Raw genomic sequence first — 22,257 nt, forward strand, 5'->3', positions numbered from 1 at the left:
TCCGCCATGGCCGATGAAGAGGTCTTCGACGTATTCGACGAGGCCGCGCGCATGCCCCCCGGCGAGGCGCTGGTGGTCGATCTCGACGGTTACGAGGGGCCCCTCGACGTTCTTTTGGGCCTGGCCCGCGACCAGAAGGTCGATCTGGCCCGCATTTCCATTCTGCAACTGGCCGATCAGTATCTGGAATTCGTGGCGGCGCATTTGCGCGATCACCTGGAGCTTGCCGCCGATTATCTGGTGATGGCGGCCTGGCTCGCCTATCTGAAATCGCGGCTGCTGCTGCCGGTGCCGCCGGCGCCCGACGAGCCGTCCGGCGAGGAACTGGCTGCCGCCCTGGCCTTCCAGTTGCTGCGGCTGGAAGCCATGCGCAAGGCCGGCAAGGCGCTCACCGACCGGCCGCACCTGGGCCGCGACCTGTTCGGCCGGGGCGCTCCGGAGGGGATCGCCCGCGTGGCGCGTCCCGTTTGGGACGTCGGAATCTACGATCTTTTGAAGGCCTATGCCGATATCAAGAAGCGCGGCGTGGTCACCCGATTGCAGATCGAGGCCCCGGATCTTTACTCCGTCGACGACGCCATTCAGCGGTTGCAGACCATGTTGGGCCGCATGCCGCGCTGGGCGACCCTGATGAGCTTCCTGCCGCCGGGATTGCGGGGATTGCTGGGGCGTTCGGCGCTTTCGGCCCATTTCGTGGCGACCTTGGAGCTGTGCCGTCAAGGCAAGGTGGAGGTGCGCCAGGACGAAGGAGTGTTCGGGCCGATCTGGGTGCGGACGCGCCGCACGCCCAGGGACGATGGCGAGGAGGGGGCTCATGGTTGATTTCCAGCATGTCCGGTTGATCGAGGCGCTGCTGTTCGCCTCGGCCGAACCGGTCGACGAGCGCGGCCTGGCCGAACGCCTGCCCGAGGGCGCCGATCTCGGCGAAGTGCTTGACGTGTTGCAGGAGACCTATCGTGAGCGGGGCATCCAGTTGGTGCGGCGCGACAATCGCTGGGCCTTCCGCACCGCGCCCGATCTGGCGGCGGCCCTGATCGTCGAATCCCATGTCGAGCGCAAACTGTCGCGGGCGGCGCTCGAGACCTTGGCCATCATCGCCTATCACCAGCCGGTGACCCGCGCCGAAATCGAGGAAATTCGCGGCGTCGCGCTCAGCAAGGGCACGCTCGACGTGCTGTTCGAGGCGGGCTGGATCCGCCCGCGCGGCCGGCGCCAAACGCCCGGCCGCCCGATGCTGTGGGCGACGACGCCGGCCTTTCTCGATCATTTCGGGCTGGTGGCGTTGGACGATCTGCCCGGCATCGAGGAATTGAAGGCCGCCGGCCTGCTCGATTCGCGCCCCGGCCTGTCGAGCTACGCCAACCGGGCGGCCGAGGACGGCGAACTGTTCGATGTCGGCGAGGAACTGGACGAGGACGAGCTGGAGCGTCGCGCGATGGAGTCCCTCCAGAGCGGAGAGGCCGTGGAAAACGGGCCGGAGTGACGTTCCGGATCAGGGCGCCAAAATGCGGTCGAGGCCGTATCTTTCCGCGAAAAGGCGCAGTCGTCCGTCGGCTTTGACGGCGCGAACGAAGAGGTTGACGCGCGCCAGCCAGTCCGGATCCCCCTTGGGAACAGCATAGGCATAGGGTGTCGGGGAGAACGGTTCGGGTGGTTCGATCAGGCGCGCCCACGCCGTCATCGCCAGCATCCGCTGGCCGTAGGGATAGTCGGTCATGAAGACGTCGGCGCGTCCGCTCTCGACCTCGCGCTGGCGTTCGAGGAAGCTGTCGACCACAGTCAGCGTCGCCATGCTCAGGCTTCCGCGCATGACCGGTTCCATGTAGGTGCCCTTTTGCACGACGACGACATGCCCCGGCTGGTCGATGTCGGACCAGGTGGTGATGCTGGCGTTGCTTTTACTGCTGACCGCGTAGATGCCGCTGACCAGATAAGGGTCGGAGAAATCCATCGACGCCGCCCGGTCCGGCCTTACACCGACCGCATGCATCGCGATGTCGCAGCGGTCGTTGGTCAGGTTTTCGACCAGCCTGGCGAAGGAGCTGTCGACAAATCTGACGCGCGCGTTCAGCTCGGACGCCAATGCATGCGCCAGATCGATATCGATGCCGCTCAATGTTCCGGTGCGCGGGTCGCGAAAGGTGATGGCGTAATATTCGGGCCAAATGCACACCCGGACCTCTCCCGTCGCATGGATCCGGTCCAGATGCGGGCCGTCGGCGAAAGCGGTTCCGGCCAACAGGCAGAGCCCCGCGATCATCGCGGGCATGCTCCCATGGCGCGTCATAGGCGTTCCCCCTCGCCATGTGGCGGATGGCTGTAAAGCTATTATTAGTCTATACAATCGAGCGGTCGATTTCGAAAGTAACATGAACGCTTAAGTGGACGAAATGTCAGGCATGTCCAGGGTGACGAAAGGTCAATCGCACAGACTGATAACGTTCCCTGGCTTTCTGATGATCGGGGCGGTGCTGGGGTTGTCGCTTGCGGCAATCTATCAAAGCTATCAGCGGGCCGGCGATTTTGCCGCGGCACGTCTGGCCTCCGGTCTCGCCGTCGGCGAGAACAGCATCAGCCGAACCTTCGATTCCGTTTCTTTCGCGCTGGGCTCCATCGCGGCCGCCTTCGACTTGGCGCGGGGTGACGATCCGGCCGCGGCCGGGGCTCTGGCGGCGGAAATTTTGGGAATTTCGCCCTATATCCGCCAAATCCTCGTCACCGACGCCGATGGACGGGTGATGCTCGATACGGCGCGTACCCCCGGGGGCGTGTCCGGCCATATCGATCTCGCTTCGCTTGGATTGGGCGTCCAGGCGGGGGGACTGGAAAATCACCTGGCCATCGGACAAGCCTTGCAGATGCGCTATCTTTCCGTCCGTGAAGCCGTTCCGTCGGGGCAATGGGCGGTTCCGGTGGTGCTCGCGGCCCGACGGCGGAACGGCGCCTTGCTGAATGTCGTGGCGGCGCTCAACCCGATGTTCTTCGTCTCGGTGCTCGATACCGTCCGCGCCGGGGAGTCCGTCCGCATCGCGATGGTGCGCTTCGATGGCGCCCCGCTGGCGGTGAGCCCGGCGCGGGACGGCGGCGCCGGGTTCGCCATCTCCCCGCAGGTCCTCGGCCGCCTGGCGCAGGCGGATCATGGTCGGGTGGGCGGCAGTTGCCCGTTCTCCCATTGCGCCGGCTTCTCGGTGTTCAAGTCGTCGCCGAGTTACCCGATCTCCCTGATCACCGGCATGACCCCCGACGAGATGGAATCCGAGTGGCTGCGGAGCGATTGGCCGACGCTGGTCTCGATGGTGCTGCTGCCGTTCCTGGTCGCCGCCGCGACATGGGCGCAGGGGCGCCTGATCTCTTCCCACCTGACCCTGGCCGAACTGCGCCGGCTGGCCCATCATGATCCGCTGACCGGCTTGCCGAACCGGTTGTTGCTGGACGACCGCCTTGAAGTGGCGATCGGGCGGGCGGCGCGCAACCAGACGCTGTTGGCGGTGATTTTCATCGACCTCAACGGTTTCAAACAGATCAACGACAGCTATGGCCATGCGGTGGGCGACAGGATCCTGAAGAACGTTGCCAATCACCTGCGGGACTGCGTGCGGCTCAGCGATACCGTCGCGCGGATGGGGGGCGACGAGTTCATCGTGGTTCTCGAGCAGATTGCCGACGAGCGCGAGATCCACCGGCTGGCGGCCAAGGTCGCCGGTGCGGTGTCCCGGCCGGTCAGCCTCGATGGGATCGACGTGGCCGTGAGGGCCAGCCTGGGGATCGCGGTCTATCCCAAGGATGGCCCGGATGTGGCGGCGCTGCTCGATAAAGCCGACGAGGCGATGTATCGCGCCAAACCGGCGCAGGGGATCTGTTTCTATCCGGACACCATGATCGCCGAGACCGCCGCCGAACATCCCATCGGGTAGGCGAGCCGCCGCCCCTGACCCAGCCGGTCCTCTCATTTGGGAATTTTTAGGCCCATTTTTTTGAAAATGGGCCTAACCCGATGTGGAAGCGGCATCACAGCCGTGAAGCAGAGCGATCTGGCCTATCAGGCGGGACGGCCCAGGACGGACGATCAGGCCGAGGCCCTGCTTGCATTTTCAGACATGTACAGATATATGTACATATAGCAAGGGGGAGCGGGATGCCACACGTCACCTACACCGAATTCCGTCAGTCGCTTGCGAGCTTCATGGATCGCGTCTGCGATTCACGCGCTCCATTGACGATCACACGGCAGAAAGGGCGCTCCGTCGTCGTCCTGGACGAGGGCGAATATGACAGCATGATGGAGACCATCCATTTGCTGAAGAGCCCGGAGAACGCGCGGCGCCTGACGACGGCGATCGCGCAACTGGCCTCTGGTGACGGCATCGAGCGCGATATCGTTGAATGAAGCTTGTCTGGGCTGAATTTGCCTGGGAAGACTACCTGTATTGGCAGGCGGAAAGTCCTGAGACGGTCCGTAAAATCAACGATCTGATCAAGGATACGCGACGAGATCCCTTTCGGGGGCTGGGCAAACCCGAGCCCCTGAAGGGCGCTCTTCAGGGGTGGTGGTCGCGGCGCATCACCGGTGAGCATCGCCTCGTGTACCGGGTATCGGGCGCCGGCGAGGGCCAGGCCCTTGAGATCGCTCAATGCCGTTATCACTATTGACCGTGAGGGCCGGCAAGTAAAAACCGGCCGTCCGGGCACCTTCGGACGGCCGGGTGTTGCAGCCGGACGGCGACGGGGGGAATGACGCCATCGATTTAGTCTCCAAGCGTGACAAGGATGTCCGGCAGGTGGGCCTCCTGGTCGAGGCCCTGACCGCCAAGTTGGGGGAACTCGATATGGAGCATGTCGACGGGGAATGACGAGGTGCGAAATTCAGTTCAAATGAGGGTGGAGGAGGGTTTTCGGCCAAATGCGCGGCCTTGCCGATCCCGGACTTTCCACCAAAATCGACATCGATTCGGCCGCAGGCATTGCCCCGGCCGATTTCTTTTGCGATGATCCGGCACCGCCCGTGCCGGTGGTCAATCAGGAGGCGTTAGGAATATGGGTTCTTTCAGCATTTGGCATTGGATCATCGTCCTTGCCATCGTTCTGCTGTTGTTCGGTACCGGTCGCGTATCCAATCTCATGGGCGACTTGGCCAAGGGCGTGAAGGCCTTCAAGAAGGGCCTTCAGGAAGACGAGGGCGAACAGAAGGACGAGGCGGGCCAGCCCAAGGTTCTGACCGCCGATTCCGCCAAGCCGGCGGCAACCGTGGAAAAGGACGAGGCGGTCAAGCACTGAAACGCTGATCGCTTTCGGAGAACGGGTTTATGTTCGATATCGCCTGGTCTGAGTTGGCTCTCATCGGCGCGGTGGCGCTGATCGTCATCGGACCGAAAGATTTGCCCAAGGTCATGCGCGTCATGGGCCAATGGATGCGCAAGGCGCGTCTTTTGGCCGGCGAGTTTCAGAACAATTTCGATGAATTGCTCCGGCAGGCCGAGCTTGACGAGGTGCGCCGTCAGGTGCAGTCGGTCAATCCCACGGCCCTGAAGGAAAAGGTGGAATCGATGATCGACGCGAAGTCGATCGAGTCCGCTTTGCAGATCGATCCCGCGGTGGCCAGTCCGGCCGTCCCGACCCCGACCCCGACGCCGCCGGCGGAGGCCCCCGTTCCGGCCGATGCCGTGGCGGCATCTCCGGTTTTGGCCCCCGTCCCCGCGGGGGCGCCTGCCGTCCCGGCTCCGGCGCCCGATGTGCCTGCCGCGGCTCCGGCCCAACACGGTGAACGACAACCGTGAGCGAAGATCCCGACAGCAATAAGATGCCGTTGCTCGAACATCTGATCGAGCTTCGGAAACGGTTGATGATTTCGGCGGTGGCCTTCATCGCGGCTTTCATCCTGTGCTATTTCTATGCCCACGAGATCTATGCCTTCCTGGAGCGGCCTCTGGCCGACATCCTGGCCACCCACGGCACCAACCGGCGGATGATCTATACGGCGCCGACCGAAGCCTTCTTCACCTTCCTCCAGGTTGCCGCCTTCGCGGCGGCCTTCATCTGTTTTCCCGTCTGGGCGGGCCAGCTCTGGGCCTTCATCGCGCCGGGCCTCTATCGTCAGGAGAAGCGCGCCTTCGCGCCTTTCATGGTGGCGACGCCGGTCCTGTTCCTGGCCGGCGCGGCGACAGTCTATTTCCTGGTGCTGCCGATGGCGCTGCGCTTCTTCCTGTCCTTCGAATCCTTCGGCACCGGCGGCGGCGAATTGCCGATCCAGCTGGAGGCCAAGGTCGGCGAATATCTTTCGCTGGTGATGAAGCTGATTTTCGCCTTTGGCGTGGCCTATCAACTGCCGGTCCTGCTGACGCTGCTGGCCCGGGTCGGTATCATCAGTTCGGCCGATCTGAAGGCCAAGCGGCGCTACGCGATCGTCGGCGTCTTCATCGTCGCCGCCGTTCTGACGCCCCCCGATATCGCCAGTCAGCTTAGTCTGGCCGTGCCGATGCTGATCCTCTACGAGGTATCCATCCTGTCCTGCCGTTGGGTGGAGCGGGGCCGCCGGGAGGAAGAGGAAGCCAAGCCCGAGGATCCGGTCGAGGAAACCGACTTCAACGCGGAATGAGCGGCGGACGGGCGCAACTTCCGGGTTACGCTCCTCGGCGACAGACCTTATAGTTTATCGGAAAATTTTCCGATAACGCGACTGATTCGAGAATATTCGTAAATGCCCCCTGCCCAGGAAGGTGTCGACGCCGTCAACCGCGCCTTGTCGATTTTGAAGGCGTTCGATGATGATTGCGTGGAGATGACGCTGGCCGCTCTTGCGAAAAAGACCGGTCTTTATAAAAGCATGATTTTGCGAATGGCCGCTTCGCTGGAGACTTGCGGTTTCCTGTGGCGCGACGACAACGGGCTCTTCCGCCTCGGCCCGGAACTCTGGCGGCTGGGTTCCCTTTATCGGCGTGGATTCGATCTCGGACGGCATATCCGCCCGGCCCTTCGGCATTTGGTCGAGGCCACGTCGGAATCCGCATCCTTTTATATTCTGGAAGGCGATCACCGTCTGTGCCTTTACCGCGAGAATTCTCCGCGCGCCATTCGCCATCACATTGACGAAGGCGTGCGGTTTCCTCTCGACCGGGGTGCCGGTGGGCAGGTTCTCGCCGCTTTCAGCACTCCCGACGATCCAAAGGCGGCGGACATCCGCGCACAGGGTTATTACGTTTCGTTGGGGGAGCGCGATGCGGATGTCGCCGCCGCCGCCGTTCCGCTGATCGACGCCGGCGGCCATTTGCGCGGGGCGCTTTCCGTCTCCGGCCTGCTCAGTCGTTTCGATGACGACGCCCGGAAGAACGCGATAGCGCTTCTCAAGAAGACGGCCGGGGAACTCGCCGCCGTCCTGCCGGCTTTAGAATAGTCCGAGCCACCGCCAATAGGTCGCCGCGCAAATGGCGTAGATCACACAGGCGGGAATGCAGAGGACGCTGCCGGCACGGACGAAGTCGCCGACCCGCAGTTTGCCGCTGCCATAGACGATGATGTTGGGCAATGTGCTGTAGAACATCAGCAACGGGTAGCCGCCGATAATCATGCCGGCCGGCAGGACGAGGATTTCGGGGGGCAGCCCGGCGGCCTGGGCGAGACCGGCGACGATGGGCAGAAGCGCCGTGGCCATCGCCGTGGTGCCGACGAAGATGAAGTGTAGATAGAGAAGGACCAGCATAACCACCAGCAGAAGACCGAGCACCGAGATGCCGGTCAGTCCCAGAGAGGTGAAGATGCCGTTGGCCATCCATTTGGCGGCCCCGGTTTTCATCAGCATTTCACCCAGGGAAACACCGCCGCCGCAAATCATCACGACCTGCCAGGAGACCCCCTTGTTGGCGTCTTTCCAGTCGATGACGCCGATTCTCGGAAAGAACAGCAGGCAGGCGCCCAGCAGGCAGACCAGGGTCGTGTCGAGTTTGGTCCAGGTTTGCGTCGCCCATAGAAAAACCACGGCGAGAAAGATGACCAGGGTCCGCCATTCGGCGGCGGTCATCTTGCCCAGAGAAGCCAGTCCGTCCTGGATGAGGGATAATCCCTTTCGATCATCGATCGATTCGGCGGGAAACATCTTCAGCAAAACGAACCAGGTGACGAAGGTCATCAGCAAAGCCGGCGGAAAGCCCAGGAAAAGCCAGTCCGTGTAGGAGATATCGCGTCCCCCGGCCTTCAGGATGAATTCCACGGTGACCGGATTGGGGACGGTCGCGGTGAGGATGCCGGCGCTGATGGTGGCGTTGGTGAAGGTCAGGCAAAGCAGCAGATTGACGGCGAATTTCGATCGTCCCTCGTTTCCCAGCAGGCTGATGATGGAAAGGCAGACAGGCAGGAGGATGGCGGTGCGCGCCGTCGAGGACGGGACGAGAAACGCCAGGACGATATTCGACAGCGTCACGCCAAGGGTGATGCGCATCGGCGAACAGCCGACCTTGGACAGAATGAGGTAGGTGATGCGCTCCGCCAGACGGGTTTTGACCATGGCGACGGCAAGAACGAACGCGCCGACGATGAGATAGGTGGATGGAGAGGCGAAACCCTCCAGCATGGTTTTGACCGTGCCGATGCCCATCAGGGCGCCGATGGGAACGATGAGCAGGCTGCTGGCGGCGAGGGGGATGGCTTCCGTTATGTAAAGGACGAAAATTCCGGCAAACAGAACGATTGCCCGATGTCCTTCGGGTGAAAGTCCTTGGGGAACACCGGCAAAAAATATTGCCAGGGATACCAGGCCTGCCAGTGGGACGCCGATTTTTTGGCGCAGGACGTCTATGTTCCACACACTGATCGTTTCTGCCATTGCGGACATGATTCCACCCTATATTTTTATGTGGATTTCATACTTTTCTCGGTTTTGTTATTGCTTTTCATTGCTCTTGTCGGCGGTCGGCATGGCCCGAATGGCCAGGGCTCACACCACGCCGTCTTGATGCAACCGGCTGACCTGCTCGTCGTCATATCCCAGTTTTTTCAGCCAGATGTCCGTATGCTCGGACAAGGCGGGGGCGGGGCCCCGCGGGCCGGCTTCGTCCGTGGACAGGCGGAACCCCGGCCTGGTGACGCGCTGGGATCGTCCATCCTTTTCGAACTCCACCAGGAAGCGCCGTTGAGCGATGTGGGGCTGGGTCAGGACGTCGGGAACTTTGAGGACGCGGCCGGCCGGGATGCCCTTTTCCGTCATCAGGGCCTCCCATTCGACGGCCGACTTTCCGGCAAGCGCGCGTTCGAGCTGGATGTTGAGCTGTTCCCGATTTTGTTTTCGCTGCTGGCGTTCGGCGAAACGGGGATCGGTCAGGAGATCCGGCCGGCCGATCAGGTCGCACAAGGCGCGATACTGCTTGGTCTCGTTGGCCGCGATGTTGAGAAGACCGTCCCTGGTGCGGAAGGTACCTGAGGGCGCGGCGGTGAAATTCTGGTTGCCCATCGGTGTCGGGGCGACGCCGGCGTTCAGATAATTGGAAACGACCCAGCCCATGGTTGCCAAGGTGGAATCCAGCATGGAGACGTCGATATAGCGACCCTTTCCGGTCGTCCTCGCTTCAAGAAGGGCGGCGCAGATGGCGAAGGCTGCCGTCAGCCCGCCGATGGTGTCGCAAACGGGAAAACCGACGCGGAGGGGCGCGGTCTGACTGTCGCCGGTTACCGCCATGACCCCGGAAAGACCTTGAATGATCTGGTCGTAGGCCGGCCGTTGCGCCAGCGGGCTATCGGCGCCGAAGCCTGAAATGGCGCAATAGACCAGCGCGGGATTGATTTGAGAAAGCTCCTCGTAATCCACGCCCAGGCGCGTCATCACGCCGGGGCGGAAGTTTTCCAGCACGACGTCGGTTTCGGCGACGAGACGGCGAAAGACATCCTTGCCGCGCTCATCCTTCAGATTGACGGTTACCGATTGCTTTCCGGCATTGACCGCCACGAATGACGCGCCCATGCGGGCGGCGGCGGCCTTCGGGTCCGCTCCCAGATGGCGGGCCAGGTCGCCTTCGCCCGGCTGTTCGATCTTGATGACCTCGGCTCCCAGCACGGCCAGCTGGTAACCACAAAAGGGGCCGGCCAGGACGTTCGAAACGTCGAGCACTTTGATCCCGTTGAGCGGCAGCGACATCGTTTCGATCCCCGAACTTATTATCTTTATGTTTTACCGATGTTCCATTGAGTGGAACATGGTTCTATAATTTTGCGGATAGGCGGCGATGTCAACGTGAATTCGGGAAAAGCGGATAAAAAAATAATGTCGTTCCACTTGATGGAACGTTTCGGTTCATGCGAGAGATCGCTTCCTGGACGCGGCGGGCAGAAATCCCTTGGGCAGACCAGCATCGGGCAGATGTCCGTAGAGGGTTTCCCCCGGCAGTCCCGCGGCGATCTCGCCGCGTGCGGCGATCAATCGTTCGATATCGACGCCTGTGCGCAATCCCATGGACTCCAGCAGGAAAACCAGGTCCTCGGTGACGATGTTGCCGGAGGCGCCCGGTGCATAGGGGCATCCCCCCAACCCCCCTTGCGATGAATCGAAGGTGGTGACATCGGCTTCAAGGGCGGCCACCACATTGGCCAAGCCCTGGCCGCGGGTGTTGTGAAAGTGCCCGCCGCCGGCCTTTTCTCCGATCGTTCGGCGCAGGCGGCGAAACAGTCTCTTCACTTGAGCGGGATTGGCATATCCCGTGGTATCGGAAAGTCCGATGCTGTCAGCCCCCGCCTCGGCCAGGCGTTCCGCCAGGGCGATGACCCAATCCTCTGAAATCGGTCCCTCCATGGTGCAGCCGAATGCGGTGGAAATGCCGACCTCCACCCCCGGCCGGACCTGCCGTGGGTCCGCATCGCGCATCGCGCAGATCGCCTTCACTTCGGCGACGGCCTCTTCCGGCGTTTTTCCGATATTTTTGATGCTGTGGGCGCGCGACGCCGACACGGGAACGGTCACCTTGCGGGCGCCGGCGGCGAAAGCGCGCTCGGCGCCTTTCAGATTGGGGACCAGCGCCAGGATGGTCACGCCGGACAATTTAACGGCCTCGCCGACGACTTCCGCGGCATCGGCCATTTGCGGCAGCCGTTTGGGCGATACGAAAGAGCCGACCTCGATCTCGCGAAGACCGGAATGGGCGAGTGCCGCGATCCACCGATGCTTCATCGGGGTGGGCATGCTTCTTTGAATGCTTTGCAGGCCGTCGCGAGGGCCGACCTCGCTGACGATGATGTCGATGTCGTCTTGTGTGTTCATTCGGGCTTTCCCCGTGGAAAATGGAACGAAAGAGGTGCCGTCGAGATGGTATCTATGATGTTCTAATGAGTAGAACATCGTTTCATTTTAACAGGCATGCCACCTGTGTAAAATCGTAATTTGGCGTTCTCGGCTTTCATCGCGCGGTCGTGCTGCGCCTGCCCTTGTGGGAATGCCTCCGCCGTTTTATAACCAGCGGCGTCGACAGCCGCGTCTTTGTCGCTGCCGGACTCTCGCCACAGGAAAATCATGCACGATATCAAGTTGATCCGCGACAATCCGCAAGCATTCGATTCTGGCCTCGCCCGCCGCGGTCTGGCTCCTTTGTCGTCGCGCGTCCTTGATCTCGATCAGCGTCGCCGGGCGGCTCAGACCAGCTTTCAGGAGACGCAGGCCCGGCGTAACGAGGCTTCGAAGCAAATCGGCCTGGTCAAGCGCCAGGGCGGCGATGCCCAGGCGCTGATGGAGGAGGTGGCGGGTCTGAAGGATCGGCTGGCCGCCAGCGAGGCCGAGGAAAAGGCCTTGGGCGAGGAAATCGACAGGCTTTTGATGGCCGTGCCCAATCTGCCCGCCGACGACGTCCCCAACGGTCCGGACGAGAGCGCCAACGTCGAATTGCGCCGGGTGGGCACGCCCCGGCAGTTCGATTTCGCACCGCTCGAACACGATGCCATCGGCGAGAAGCTGGGTTTGATGGATTTCCAGTCGGCCTCCAAATTGTCCGGCGCGCGCTTTGTCGTGCTGAAGGGCAAGCTGGCGCGCCTCGAACGTGCGCTGGGCGCCTTCATGCTGGATCTGCAGACGGGGGCGCATGGATACACCGAGGTCAATCCGCCCCTGCTGGTCCGCGACGAAGCCCTGTATGGAACAGGCCAGCTTCCGAAGTTCGGCGAGGATCTGTTCCGCGCCAACACCGGCCATTGGCTGATCCCGACGGCCGAGGTTCCGCTGACCAATCTGGTGAGCGGCGAGATCATCGAGGAAACCCGCCTGCCGATCCGCGTCACGGCGCTGACCCCTTGTTTCCGCTCCGAGGCCGGGGCGGCGGGCAAGGACACGCGCGGCATGATCCGTCAGCACCAGTTCACCAAGGTGGAACTGGTCAGCATCGCCGATCCCGACCGCTCGGCCGAGGAACACGAACGCATGACCGCCTGCGCCGAGGAGGTTCTGAAGCGCCTCGGCCTTCCCTACCGTGTCATCGTGCTCTGTACCGGCGACATGGGATTCTCGTCGCGCAAGACCTACGACATCGAGGTCTGGCTGCCCGGTCAGAACACCTATCGCGAAATTTCGAGCTGCTCCAACTGCGGCGACTTCCAGGCGCGGCGCATGAACACCAGATTCCGCCGAAACGGCGAGAAGACGACCCGTTTCGTTCATACCCTGAACGGTTCCGGCCTCGCGGTCGGCCGCACCTTGGTGGCGGTCCTGGAAAATTATCAGCAAGCCGACGGCAGCGTCCTGGTTCCCGACGCCCTGAAGCCTTACATGGGCGGTCTCGATGTCGTCACTCCCGATGTTTGAACCGATCGCCGATCTCGGCAAGGCGCGGATTCTGATCGCCAACGATGACGGCATCGACGCTCCCGGCATCAAGGTGCTCGAACGGATCGCGCGCAGCCTGTCCAAGGATGTCTGGGTGGTCGCGCCCTCGTCCGAGCAGAGCGCCGTCGCCCATTCCCTGACGGTCCGCCGGCCTTTGCGCATTCAATCCCATGGCCGGCGGCGTTTCGCCGTGGACGGCACGCCGACCGACAGCGTGCTGCTCGGCGTGCGGCAGATATTGAAGGACAAGCGCCCCGATCTGGTGCTCTCGGGCATCAATCGCGGCTGCAACATGGGTGATGACGTCACCTATTCGGGAACCGTCGCGGCGGCGATGGAAGGCACGTTGCTGGGTATCCCCTCGATCGCTCTGTCGCAGCAACTGACCGGCGACGATCCGGTCAAATGGTCGACCGCCGAGGACTGGGCGGCCGAGATCATTCGCCAGGTGAGTTCCGTCGGATGGCCGCGCAACGTCTTGATCAATGTGAACTTTCCCGATCTTCCCGCCCATCTGGTCACCGGGGTTGAAATCGTCCGGCAGGGGAAACGCAAGATCGGCGACGAATTGACCGAACGCATCGATCCCCGGGGCAAGCCCTATTACTGGGTGGGGGGGCAGAGGACCGAGGAACTGGGCGTTCCCGGCACGGACCTCGAAGCCGTTCAGCGGGGCAAGGTGGCCGTGACGCCGCTTTGCGTCGACTTCACCTCGTTCGAGGCCATGGACCGATTGGCGACGGTTTTCCAATGAGCGGAGAGGCCCGCAAGATCCGCCTCATCATGGATTTGCGCCGTTCCGGAATCACCGATACCCGGGTATTGTCTGCGATCGAGCGGGTGCCGCGCGAAGCCTTCGTTTCCTCTCCCTTCCTCGACCAGGCATACGAGAATACCGCCCTGCCTATCGGCAAGGGGCAGACCATCAGCCAACCCCTGGTGGTCGCGCAGATGACCCAGGCCCTTGAGGTCGGCGAGCGCATGAAAGTGTTGGAGATCGGCACCGGTTCCGGCTATCAGGCGGCCGTTTTGGCCAAGCTGTGCCGCCGGGTCTACACCATCGAGCGTCACAAATCCCTGCTGACCGAGGCGGAACGGCGGTTTCGCGCGTTGCCGGTGCACAATATCACCGCGATCGCGGGCGACGGCACGCGCGGTTGGCCGGAACAGGCACCGTTCGACCGCATCCTGGTGACGGCCGCCGCCGGTGAAATCCCGAAGGCCCTGCTTGATCAGCTTTCGGACGACGGCGCCATGGTGCTCCCGGTCGGTACGCCGGGCGGCGACCAGGAAGTTCTGAGAATCCGCAAAAAGAACGGTCAACCCTCGGTCGAGCGACTGTTTCCCGTCCGTTTCGTGCCCCTGGTCGCGGGTGGACTTGAGGAGCTCTGATTTCCCTCCCAGCCGCCGACGCGGGTATGAGAAATGCCGGCTAGATCATTGAAGGGGGCTTGCGCCTCATATAGTGTGCGGTCATGAGGTTCGTTCCGCCCCGCACAGCCGCCGGTTTTCGCACCGCCCTCGGTTTTCCGCTGATTGCCGCCCTGATGGTGGTGGCCGGATGTTCGACGACCGTTCCGATGGGATCGGCGGTCGACTATCGCGATGCCTCCCGGGATCGTTCGCAACAGGCGCCGGCCACGGGCACCTATACCGTCCAGCGCGGCGACAACATCTATGGGATCGCCCGGCAGCTCAATGTGTCGGTGCGGGCTCTGATCGATGCCAATAATCTCCAGCCGCCTTTCCAGGTCAGCGTCGGCCAGGTCCTGATGCTGCCGGGCGGCGGAAACTATGTCGTGGTGAAGGATGACACCTTGCTGGGCGTCGCCCGCAAGACGGGGGTGTCCTTCTCGACCTTGGCGCGGATCAACAACCTGTCGGCGCCTTATGTTTTGCGGGTCGGGCAGAAATTGAAGCTGCCGGGCGGAGGAGCGGGAGAAACTGCGGTCGCCGCGGTCCCGTCTCCCGCGCCGGCCTCGGAAACGGCCCGTCCGGTCGTCGCGGCCTTGCCCGCGCCCGTGCCGCCGCCGGCTCCTCCGCCGGCCGACAAGGGATCCTATAATTCCTTGTCCGAGCGCGAAAGCAAGGCTGCTTCGGCGGCCATTCCGCCGCCGCCACCGCCGCCACCGCCACCTCAGGCTGCTGCTCAGGCCACTCAGGCCACGCAGGTCGCCCAGGCTTCCTCCCAGGCGTCATCGCCATCGGCACCCCCGGCTTCGGCAGCCGGCGCTGCCGCGCCAGCCGAACAGCATGCGGCGGCTACTACCCAGGTCGCCGCCGCAACTCCGGCGCCGCTGCCGCCACCGCCGCCCAGTTCCGGGCGCGGTTTCGTCTGGCCCGTCCATGGCACGTTGCTGGCCGAATTCGGCACGACCGGCAAGGGACAGCACAACGACGGCATCAATATCGCGGTTCCGCGCGGGACGCCCGTGGTGGCCGCTCAGGACGGCGTCGTCGCCTATGCCGGCAATGAATTGCGGGGGTTCGGAAATCTGCTGCTGGTCAAGCATGCCGACGGCTGGATGACGGCCTATGCCCACAACGATACGCTGCTGGTCAAGCGCGGCGATACGGTGCGGCGTGGCCAGCAGATCGCCAAGGCGGGCGATTCCGGCGGTGTCGCGCAGCCTCAGGTGCATTTCGAGGTGCGCCAGGGAACGCGGGCGGTGGATCCCATGACTTTCCTCGGTGGCAAGACGGTTCCCGCCGCCGCCAGCGATTCGTCGGATCCCGGATAATCGGAAAGGTCGACCATGTCAGGGTATGAACTCTCTTCGCTGCCGCCTCGGGACATCACCGACCGGCAGGACCTCATGCATGGGCTGGTGAAAGAGGCGGGGGCCCTCGCGCTTCAATATTTTCGGGATCAGACGCGCCTGCAGATCGAAAGCAAGGGGACGCAGGATTTCGTCACCGCCGCCGATCGCGCCGTCGAAAACATGCTGGTCGGCCGCATCGGCGAGGCTTTTCCGGACGATGCCGTCATCGGCGAGGAGGGCGGGGTTCGCGGTGAAGCGTCGGATGGCCGGGCCGTCTGGATCATCGATCCCATCGACGGTACGTCCAACTTCGCCCGTGGACTTCCCTTCTGGGCGGTCTCCGTCGCCCTGATGGTGGGAGGCGAAATCGAACTCGGCTGGATTCTGGATCCGGTGACCGGCGAGCTTTTTTCCGCGCGGCGTGGCGCCGGCTGCCGCTGCGACGGTCAGCCGGCAAGGGTGTCGGACGTCATTTCACCGGAACGGGCGCGAATCAACCTGGGTTTCACGTTCCGGCGCAAGCCCGAGTTTTTTCTGACCGCCATCGACCGGATGGTCGCCAATAAATGCGACTGGACCCGCCTGGGCAGCGCGGCGCTCAGCCTGGCTTATGTGGCCTGCGGCCGGTTGGACGGCTATTGGGCGCCCTTCGTCAATGCCTGGGACGTGGCCGCCGGTATCTGTCTGGTGAAGGAGGCCGGCGGCTTCGTCAGCGGTTTTCTGGATGGCGACGGGCTGCGCCGGGGAAATCCGATTCTCGCGGCGACGCCCGGAATGGCGGATTTCTTTCGGTCTCATCTGCATGATCTGGAAGGGTAGCGGAACGTTTCAAATCCGGCGGCGGCCTACCCGCCGGCGTTCCCGTCATTTATCCTAAAGTCTTGCCCAACCGGCCGGCCACATCCTGGATGAATTGCCAGGCGACGCGGCCCGATCGCGCCCCTCTGCCCATCGACCATTCGATCGCCTGGGCATGCAGATCATCGAGCGCGATCGGCAACTCGAAAGCCTTGGCGTAACCTTCGATGATGGCGAAGAAGGTCTCCTGGTCCAGATTGTGGAATCCCAGCCACAGGCCGAAGCGGTCGGACAAGGAGACCTTTTCCTCGGTGGTTTCGCCGGGGTGAATGGCGGTCGCGCGTTCGTTCTCGATCATGTCGCGCGACATCAGATGGCGACGGTTCGAGGTGGCGTAGAACACCACGTTGGTCGGCCGTCCTTCGACGCCCCCCTCCAAGACGGCTTTCAGCGATTTGTAGCTTTCGTCGGCCGCGTCGAAGGACAGATCGTCGCAAAACAGCAGGACCCGGCGGGAGCTGTCGCGCAGAAGGGTGAGCAGGCGGGGAAGGGACGGAATGTCCTCGCGGTGGATCTCCACCAGGGCCAGGACATGCGGCATTTCCTCGTTGATCGTGGCGTGCACCGCCTTGACCAGGGACGACTTTCCGGTGCCCCGGGCACCCCATAGGAGCGCGTTGTTGGCCGGCAGGCCCTTGGCGAAACGCCGGGTATTGTCGAGCAGTGTATCGCGCTGCGCCGTAATGCCTTGAAGCAATGCGACGTCGATACGGTTCACCTTGAGGACGGGCTCCAGTCCTTCCGGCTGGGCATGCCAGATGAAGGCGTCGGCGGCGTCGAGCTGGGTGGCGCGGGGCGGCGGCGGGGCGAGGCGGTCGAGGGCATCGGCGATGCGCCCGAGCAGCGCGGATAAGTCTGTTTCCTGGGTCATGCGGGCGAAGGTAAGCATGTGTCCGGGCATGGTCAAGCCGAGGCTTGGACTGTAGCCGCACTTGATTGAGTAGTTTCCGAGGATATTCACCCATTTGGTGGTGGTTTAAGGTCGTTGGAATAAGCGCCGCCACCGTTGTGCCGATCAAGCGCGCAACGGGGCCGTCGGGGCACGGTATCGCCAATTAAAATGGAGACTATAGATGTCACGATGCACAATTTCGTGGTCCCGGCTTGCCGCGGTGGGCGTCATCTCCCTGCTGGGAGCCTGTGCCCTCGATCAGCCCCACGCGGCCGCCCCGACCACCTCCCATGCGGTCGCCTCGAATCCGCCGCCGGTGGCTCCCGGGCCGAATACCGTCTGGTTCTCGGTTGGTTTCGAAAGCGACAGCAGCGCCCTTGACGCCGACGGACAAAAGGTCGTCAACGATGTGATCGCGGTCCTGCGGCGTAATCCGTCGATGGTGACGACGATCATCGGCCGGACCGACACGGTGGGCGGCAAGGATTACAACATGCATTTGTCGCATCAGCGGGCCGATGCCGTGCGTGACGCACTGGTCTATGGCGGCCAGGTTTCGGCTGCCCGGGTCGAGACGCGCTGGACCGGTGAGACCCGACAAGATGTGCCAACGGCGAATGACGTGGCGAGAGCGGCTAATCGAGTTGTCGATATCGCCGTTCATTAGAGCGCGATGACTTTGGATCAAAGCGGTAGCGCTTCGATCCAAAGTCCGAATCGCCCTCTTCTTTATTAAAAAAAAGGTGGATGTCCGCCGTGCGAACGTCGTTGGCGCGGCATCCTTTCATCCGTGGAGCCGAGCATGAAAACCAGAATGCTTATCCTTCTCGCCTTTACCGTGCTGGCAATGTCCGCCTGCGTGTTCGAACCCTATGGCGATGGCGGTCGCGGCGGCAATTATGGAGGCGATTACGACAGAGGTGACCGTGGCGACCATGGTGACCATGGTGACCGTGGTGATCACGGTGATCACGATTATGGGCGCCGCGTATGGCGCAATTGATCAAATCGCGCCTTTGTAACCAAGGCGGGAGGGCGTTTCGGTACCTTGCCCGTGCCTGTGGGCGGAATTTAGGCTTACCCGCGTGTCCTGCCTCTCATGTGATGTTTAAATCCGGCTGCCTGAAAGCGATGGTGCGCCATGCTTACACGCCGAACAGTGATGACAACGATCGCATTCGCCTCCTGTCTGATGACGTCGCCCGGACTGATTCGATGTGCCTGGGCTCAGGCGGATGAACGTGCGGTTGCTTTTATCAAGGGGACAAGCGATCAATTGGTCGCAATCGCCAATGACGAGGGCTCGCAACAGCAAAAGCGCCACCGGCTGCGGGAGGTGATCGATGCATCGGTCGACGTGGATGATATCGCGCACTTCTGTCTTGGTCGTTTCTGGCGTATCGCCACGCCGGACCAACAAGCGGACTATTTGGCGCTGTTCCATGACCTTCTGGTGACGAAAATCGCCAGTCATCTGGGCGACTATCAGGGCGTGCGGGTGATAATGGGACAGGCGCGGGCGAGCGGGGATACCGAAATCGTCATCACCAAAGTGGTGCGTCCGGAAAACCCGGTTATACAGGTGGAATGGGTCATCAGTATCGCTACCGGCAGCCCGAGAATCGTCGATCTCCTGGCGGAAGGCACCAGCCTGCGCCTGACGCAAAGGGCTGATTTCGCCTCCTATCTTACGCACCATCAGTACAATGTTCAGGACCTCATCGACGGAATGCGCCATCTGGTTGCGCTGAACGGCAGTTGAGGCGCAACCGAGTTCAGTGGTTTGCGCATTTCCTCGTTGATCGTGGAGTGCGCTGTTCGCATGAGTCCACGGGATCGCCATCGGAGCGCTTGTGCGTCGAGCAATGCGGGCAAAAGGCAAGGGCGCAAGTTTGCTGCGGTGCCGCAAAAAGCATTTTCTAAGGGTCTTTTTTAAATTATAAAAGATAAAATTTATTGGAATCCAATATGCGCATCGAAGCCCGATTTGGCCTTATTCTTGCGATTTGTTTTGGCTTCGGCCTGCTGGTTGCCGGTTATATTTCCTATACCTTGGCCTTTCGCGAGGCGCGCGCCGAGGTGAACGAGAAGTCCCGCGTGCTGCTGGAAATGGGGATGTCTTTGCGCGGGTACACCGTCGAGGAAATCGCCCCGATCGTCGGCGCCCTGCCGTCCGACGGCGCGTTTCATCCGCAAATGGTGCCTTCCTACGGCGCGCAAAGCACGCTCAAGCGGTTTAGTGGTGCCTTTCCGGACTACGTTTATCGCGAAACTTCTCTGAACCCGACCAACGTCGCCGACCGTGCCGCCGATTGGGAAGTCGGTTTGATTCGCGCCTTCAAGAAAGATCCGGCGATGAAGGAGTTGTCGGGCGAAACCGGCAGCCATGAGGGCCTACGGTACTTTCTGGCGCGCCCTCTACGCATGACCTCGATCGCATGTCTGCAGTGTCATAGCACGCCGGCCGCCGCTCCCAAGGCCATGGTGGAGCAGTACGGGGCCGGGAACGGCTTCGGTTGGGAGATGAACGACGTCATCGGTGTGCAGATCGTCGAAGTTCCGGTGTTGCCGACACGCGCCAAAGCGACCAACTCGGTGCTGGTGACCGTCGGTTCCATGACCTGCGTTTTCGTGCTGAGCCTAACCATTTTCCTTCTGCTGTTGCGCCACTATGTGACGCGTCCACTGTCGGCAATCACGCGTTCGACGTATTCGAGCAGCGTGGGCGGAGACGGTGTTATTTCTCCGGAAACCCCTTTGGACGGGCAGTTCCGGGATTTGGGCCAAGCCGTTCATCGCCTGAAAATCAGTCTCAACGAAGCGCTCCGTCTGTTTGAGCGGTCGAATGGCGCGGATCGGAATCTGCCATGAGTTTCACCATAACGGCGCTTTTTGTCGCCCTGACGTCGTTGGCGTGGCTGCTGCGTGTCACGGTGATTCCCGAATCTTTTCCGATGGCCGGCAGCCTGGAGCAGCTTTGCTATTTTTTAACGGCCCTCAGCGGGGCCCGCGTCCTGGATACCTTGATTTTCCCCCTGCTGTTCCGGCGCCAGGGGCCGGAATCGATGACGAGCGACCTTTTGCAGGCCACGATTTCGATTCTGCTGTACGGCACCGCCGTCGTCGTCTGGCTGGCGTTGGGTCTGGGGTTCGATGTCAGCAAGCTGCTGGCGACGTCGGCGATCTTCAGCGTGATTATCGGTTTCGCGCTGCAAGCGACTCTGGGCAATCTGTTCTCCGGCCTGTCGCTGGAAATCGAACGCCCGGTGCGGGTGGGCGACTATGTCCGCAAAGGAGACGTCGAGGGACGGGTAGAAGCATTGAAATGGCGCTCGGTTTTTATCCGCACGCCCAACGACAGCCGGATCGTTCTGCCCAATTCGGCGTTGACGTCGCAGCCGATTGAGATTTTTCCTTATGACCGTCCGACCCGGCATACCGCCCTGTTTCAGATCGACCCCAGAGTCGAGCCCGGACGGATCCTGACTATCGCGCGGGATATATTGAACAGCGGATTTCCCAACATTTGCGCCGATCCCGCTCCCAGCGTGGTTCTGATCGGCACCGAGGCCGGCAGTCCCAATTTGTGGTACGGTGCCCGCTACTACACGCTGAATTTCCTTGACCGCAGCGCTACCAATTCGAGGCTTCTGGCCCGGCTGTGGTATGCGCTTGCGCGGCAAGGCATCGACATGAAGGCCGATCGTTTGACGCTTGCTCCCGACGATGCGCCGACGGGATCCCGCCCGTTCCCCGATGTCCTGCCGGAATGCGTCAGTCTCTGGCCCGTTTTGGCCAAAGCCGGCCGTCGCCAACTGTTCGGCGCCGACGAAGTCATTCCTGCCGATTGCGTCGGCTTTGTTTTGCGTGGGGTGCTGCGCGAAGAACGGACGCTTGATCCGCAAGATCTCGCGAAAGAGGTGGCGGCTTTATTGGCACAAGATGATGCGTCCAATGCGAAGACGGACGTGTCATCCGAGGAAATGGCGGCAATCACAGCGACAGCCATCGGATTTGTCGGGCCGGTGGCCGGCGGTCTCGTGCAACGGTTCGCCAGTTTGACCGACGACCCCTATCTGATCTATCACGCTGTGGCTGCCAGCATCGAATCGCCCGAGCACCGGAGGCATTTTCTGGCCTTCGCGCCGGCTACGCCCAGCCGCCTTCTCGGGGAGGGGGCCTCGTTCGGGTGGGCTGAGTGGCTTGACGGGCCAGCGACGATTTCCCACGCGCGGCGTGTCTGGGGGAGTGCGGAGCTCCTTCTGATTCCCCGTGAGGCCTTGCCGTCCGTGGCCGCGCAGGCAGATCTGCTGGCCGCGGTGATCGCCGAGGACATTCCGGGTGCGGATGCCGAGGCCGTGGCTCACCGGTTGCGGCGCCGCATGGCGGTTTCTGAGCCTGGATAAGGGGCGGTTGTCGGTTAGAGATTGCAACTCACCACAGGCCCGTTATATTCCCGCTGCTCGAAAGCCGATCAAAGTCCAGGAGACCATCATGTTCATTTCAGAGGCCTACGCGCAGGCGGCCGGCGGTTCCGCCGGCGGGCTCGAATCTCTGCAGCAGTTCCTGCCGCTCGTCCTCATCTTCGTCGTCTTCTATTTCCTGCTGCTGCGCCCGCAGCAGAAGAAGATGAAGGCGCATCGCGAAATGGTCTCGCAGCTTCGCCGCGGTGACCGGGTGCTGACCCAGGGCGGCATCATTGGTCAGATCAACAAGGTGATCAGCGAAACCGAAGTGTCCGTCGAGATCGCCGATGGCGTGCGCGTGCGGGTGATCCGGAGCGCGATTTCCGAGGTTCTGGCCAAGACCGAGCCGGTTTCCGGCGCTTCCAAGGACGCCGCTTCGAAGGACGAGGCCAAGGAAGAGGGCGAGGCTGCCGCCGAAGGTGTCGAGGCCGCGCCGCCGGCCGCGAAGAAGACCAATCTGCTGGGCAAATTGCTTGGTAAGAACTGACAGACCGCTGG

Annotated in this window: 26 protein-coding genes; 21 read left to right on the plus strand and 5 right to left on the minus strand. The window is 62.4% G+C overall.

Translation table 11 applies throughout. The features are described from left to right. Window positions 1–6: 6 nt before the first annotated feature. Window positions 7–822, plus strand: a complete 816-nt coding sequence (locus CWS72_RS15525; protein WP_101251530.1) for a segregation and condensation protein A — start codon at window positions 7–9, stop codon at window positions 820–822. Beyond that, window positions 815–1,483, plus strand: a complete 669-nt coding sequence (gene scpB / locus CWS72_RS15530; protein ID WP_241911747.1) for an SMC-Scp complex subunit ScpB — start codon at window positions 815–817, stop codon at window positions 1,481–1,483. Before CWS72_RS15525 ends, scpB begins: the two co-directional genes overlap by 8 nt. Before the next feature lie 9 nt (window positions 1,484–1,492). Here scpB and CWS72_RS15535 read toward each other — a convergent pair whose 3' ends face one another. Next, window positions 1,493–2,287, minus strand: a complete 795-nt coding sequence (locus CWS72_RS15535) for a substrate-binding periplasmic protein (RefSeq protein WP_101251532.1) — start codon at window positions 2,285–2,287, stop codon at window positions 1,493–1,495. 169 nt (window positions 2,288–2,456) lie between these two features. On the opposite strand from CWS72_RS15535, the gene CWS72_RS15540 reads away from it, so the two are divergent. The 8 genes from CWS72_RS15540 (at window position 2,457) to CWS72_RS15570 (ending at window position 7,387) form a co-directional block, all read left to right on the plus strand. Further along, on the plus strand, window positions 2,457–3,914 hold the full coding sequence (locus tag CWS72_RS15540) for a diguanylate cyclase domain-containing protein (protein WP_158240676.1): 1,458 nt from the start codon (window positions 2,457–2,459) through the stop codon (window positions 3,912–3,914). Between the two features lie 221 nt (window positions 3,915–4,135). Beyond that, window positions 4,136–4,387, plus strand: coding sequence for a type II toxin-antitoxin system Phd/YefM family antitoxin (locus CWS72_RS15545; protein WP_101251534.1), 252 nt, complete (start codon window positions 4,136–4,138; stop codon window positions 4,385–4,387). Then, on the plus strand, window positions 4,384–4,650 hold the full coding sequence (locus tag CWS72_RS15550; RefSeq protein WP_101251535.1) for a Txe/YoeB family addiction module toxin: 267 nt from the start codon (window positions 4,384–4,386) through the stop codon (window positions 4,648–4,650). Before CWS72_RS15545 ends, CWS72_RS15550 begins: the two co-directional genes overlap by 4 nt. Window positions 4,651–4,703: 53 nt before the next feature. Then, complete coding sequence (locus CWS72_RS27845; RefSeq protein ID WP_158240677.1) at window positions 4,704–4,850, plus strand: hypothetical protein; 147 nt, start codon at window positions 4,704–4,706, stop codon at window positions 4,848–4,850. 184 nt (window positions 4,851–5,034) lie between these two features. Beyond that, the gene (locus CWS72_RS15555) at window positions 5,035–5,274 is read left to right on the plus strand and encodes a twin-arginine translocase TatA/TatE family subunit (protein ID WP_101251536.1); all 240 of its coding nucleotides are present in this window, start codon (window positions 5,035–5,037) and stop codon (window positions 5,272–5,274) included. A 29-nt stretch (window positions 5,275–5,303) separates the two neighbouring features. Continuing rightward, window positions 5,304–5,774, plus strand: coding sequence for a Sec-independent protein translocase protein TatB (gene tatB / locus CWS72_RS28095; RefSeq protein WP_199175709.1), 471 nt, complete (start codon window positions 5,304–5,306; stop codon window positions 5,772–5,774). After that, window positions 5,771–6,592: a twin-arginine translocase subunit TatC gene (gene tatC, locus CWS72_RS15565; RefSeq protein ID WP_338056194.1), complete on the plus strand. Its 822-nt coding sequence runs from the start codon at window positions 5,771–5,773 to the stop codon at window positions 6,590–6,592. The genes tatB and tatC overlap by 4 nt, the downstream gene beginning before the upstream one ends. Before the next feature lie 102 nt (window positions 6,593–6,694). Further along, window positions 6,695–7,387 carry an IclR family transcriptional regulator gene (locus tag CWS72_RS15570; protein WP_101251537.1) on the plus strand — a complete coding sequence of 231 codons (693 nt, stop codon included), beginning with the start codon at window positions 6,695–6,697 and terminating at the stop codon, window positions 7,385–7,387. On the opposite strand, the gene CWS72_RS15575 is transcribed toward CWS72_RS15570, so the two are convergent. From CWS72_RS15575 to CWS72_RS15585, 3 genes are all read right to left on the minus strand, one after another. Beyond that, a complete protein-coding gene (locus tag CWS72_RS15575) occupies window positions 7,379–8,821 on the minus strand; it encodes an SLC13 family permease (RefSeq protein WP_199175711.1) in 1,443 nt (480 codons plus the stop codon). The two genes, CWS72_RS15570 and CWS72_RS15575, sit on opposite strands and share 9 nt — an antisense overlap. 102 nt (window positions 8,822–8,923) lie before the next feature. Further along, entirely contained in the window at window positions 8,924–10,117 is a 1,194-nt protein-coding gene (locus CWS72_RS15580) for a CaiB/BaiF CoA transferase family protein (RefSeq protein WP_101251539.1), read from the minus strand. A gap of 156 nt (window positions 10,118–10,273) precedes the next feature. Continuing rightward, the gene (locus tag CWS72_RS15585; RefSeq protein ID WP_101251540.1) at window positions 10,274–11,233 is read right to left on the minus strand and encodes a hydroxymethylglutaryl-CoA lyase; all 960 of its coding nucleotides are present in this window, start codon (window positions 11,231–11,233) and stop codon (window positions 10,274–10,276) included. A gap of 249 nt (window positions 11,234–11,482) precedes the next feature. Here CWS72_RS15585 and serS point away from each other — a divergent pair, with 249 nt between their 5' ends. The 5 genes from serS to CWS72_RS15615 all read left to right on the plus strand — a co-directional run bounded on the left by serS (window position 11,483) and on the right by CWS72_RS15615 (window position 16,362). Beyond that, window positions 11,483–12,760, plus strand: a complete 1,278-nt coding sequence (serS, locus tag CWS72_RS15595; RefSeq protein WP_101251542.1) for a serine--tRNA ligase — start codon at window positions 11,483–11,485, stop codon at window positions 12,758–12,760. Then, window positions 12,753–13,535, plus strand: coding sequence for a 5'/3'-nucleotidase SurE (surE, locus tag CWS72_RS15600; RefSeq protein WP_101251543.1), 783 nt, complete (start codon window positions 12,753–12,755; stop codon window positions 13,533–13,535). The genes serS and surE overlap by 8 nt, the downstream gene beginning before the upstream one ends. Beyond that, complete coding sequence (locus CWS72_RS15605; RefSeq protein ID WP_101251544.1) at window positions 13,532–14,173, plus strand: protein-L-isoaspartate(D-aspartate) O-methyltransferase; 642 nt, start codon at window positions 13,532–13,534, stop codon at window positions 14,171–14,173. Before surE ends, CWS72_RS15605 begins: the two co-directional genes overlap by 4 nt. A gap of 83 nt (window positions 14,174–14,256) precedes the next feature. After that, the gene (locus tag CWS72_RS15610; protein WP_101251545.1) at window positions 14,257–15,522 is read left to right on the plus strand and encodes a LysM peptidoglycan-binding domain-containing M23 family metallopeptidase; all 1,266 of its coding nucleotides are present in this window, start codon (window positions 14,257–14,259) and stop codon (window positions 15,520–15,522) included. A 15-nt stretch (window positions 15,523–15,537) separates the two neighbouring features. Continuing rightward, on the plus strand, window positions 15,538–16,362 hold the full coding sequence (locus CWS72_RS15615; protein ID WP_101251546.1) for an inositol monophosphatase family protein: 825 nt from the start codon (window positions 15,538–15,540) through the stop codon (window positions 16,360–16,362). A 49-nt stretch (window positions 16,363–16,411) separates the two neighbouring features. Here the strand turns inward: CWS72_RS15615 and CWS72_RS15620 are convergent, their stop codons facing one another. Beyond that, on the minus strand, window positions 16,412–17,302 hold the full coding sequence (locus CWS72_RS15620; RefSeq protein ID WP_241911748.1) for an ATP-binding protein: 891 nt from the start codon (window positions 17,300–17,302) through the stop codon (window positions 16,412–16,414). 172 nt (window positions 17,303–17,474) lie between these two features. Here CWS72_RS15620 and CWS72_RS15625 point away from each other — a divergent pair, with 172 nt between their 5' ends. The 6 genes from CWS72_RS15625 (at window position 17,475) to yajC (ending at window position 22,246) form a co-directional block, all read left to right on the plus strand. Beyond that, the gene (locus CWS72_RS15625) at window positions 17,475–17,960 is read left to right on the plus strand and encodes an OmpA family protein (protein ID WP_101251547.1); all 486 of its coding nucleotides are present in this window, start codon (window positions 17,475–17,477) and stop codon (window positions 17,958–17,960) included. Window positions 17,961–18,165: 205 nt separating this feature from the next. Beyond that, window positions 18,166–18,315, plus strand: coding sequence for a hypothetical protein (locus tag CWS72_RS15630; RefSeq protein ID WP_206747703.1), 150 nt, complete (start codon window positions 18,166–18,168; stop codon window positions 18,313–18,315). 140 nt (window positions 18,316–18,455) lie between these two features. Then, window positions 18,456–19,055, plus strand: a complete 600-nt coding sequence (locus tag CWS72_RS15635) for an MlaC/ttg2D family ABC transporter substrate-binding protein (protein ID WP_158240678.1) — start codon at window positions 18,456–18,458, stop codon at window positions 19,053–19,055. 206 nt (window positions 19,056–19,261) lie between these two features. After that, the gene (locus CWS72_RS15640) at window positions 19,262–20,164 is read left to right on the plus strand and encodes a Tll0287-like domain-containing protein (RefSeq protein WP_101251550.1); all 903 of its coding nucleotides are present in this window, start codon (window positions 19,262–19,264) and stop codon (window positions 20,162–20,164) included. After that, entirely contained in the window at window positions 20,161–21,699 is a 1,539-nt protein-coding gene (locus CWS72_RS15645) for a mechanosensitive ion channel family protein (RefSeq protein ID WP_101251551.1), read from the plus strand. Before CWS72_RS15640 ends, CWS72_RS15645 begins: the two co-directional genes overlap by 4 nt. A gap of 88 nt (window positions 21,700–21,787) precedes the next feature. Beyond that, window positions 21,788–22,246, plus strand: a complete 459-nt coding sequence (gene yajC / locus CWS72_RS15650; RefSeq protein WP_101251552.1) for a preprotein translocase subunit YajC — start codon at window positions 21,788–21,790, stop codon at window positions 22,244–22,246. Window positions 22,247–22,257 lie beyond the last annotated feature (11 nt).

The organism is Telmatospirillum siberiense (assembly GCF_002845745.1).
Taxonomy (GTDB): Bacteria; Pseudomonadota; Alphaproteobacteria; order Rhodospirillales; family Magnetospirillaceae; genus Telmatospirillum; species Telmatospirillum siberiense.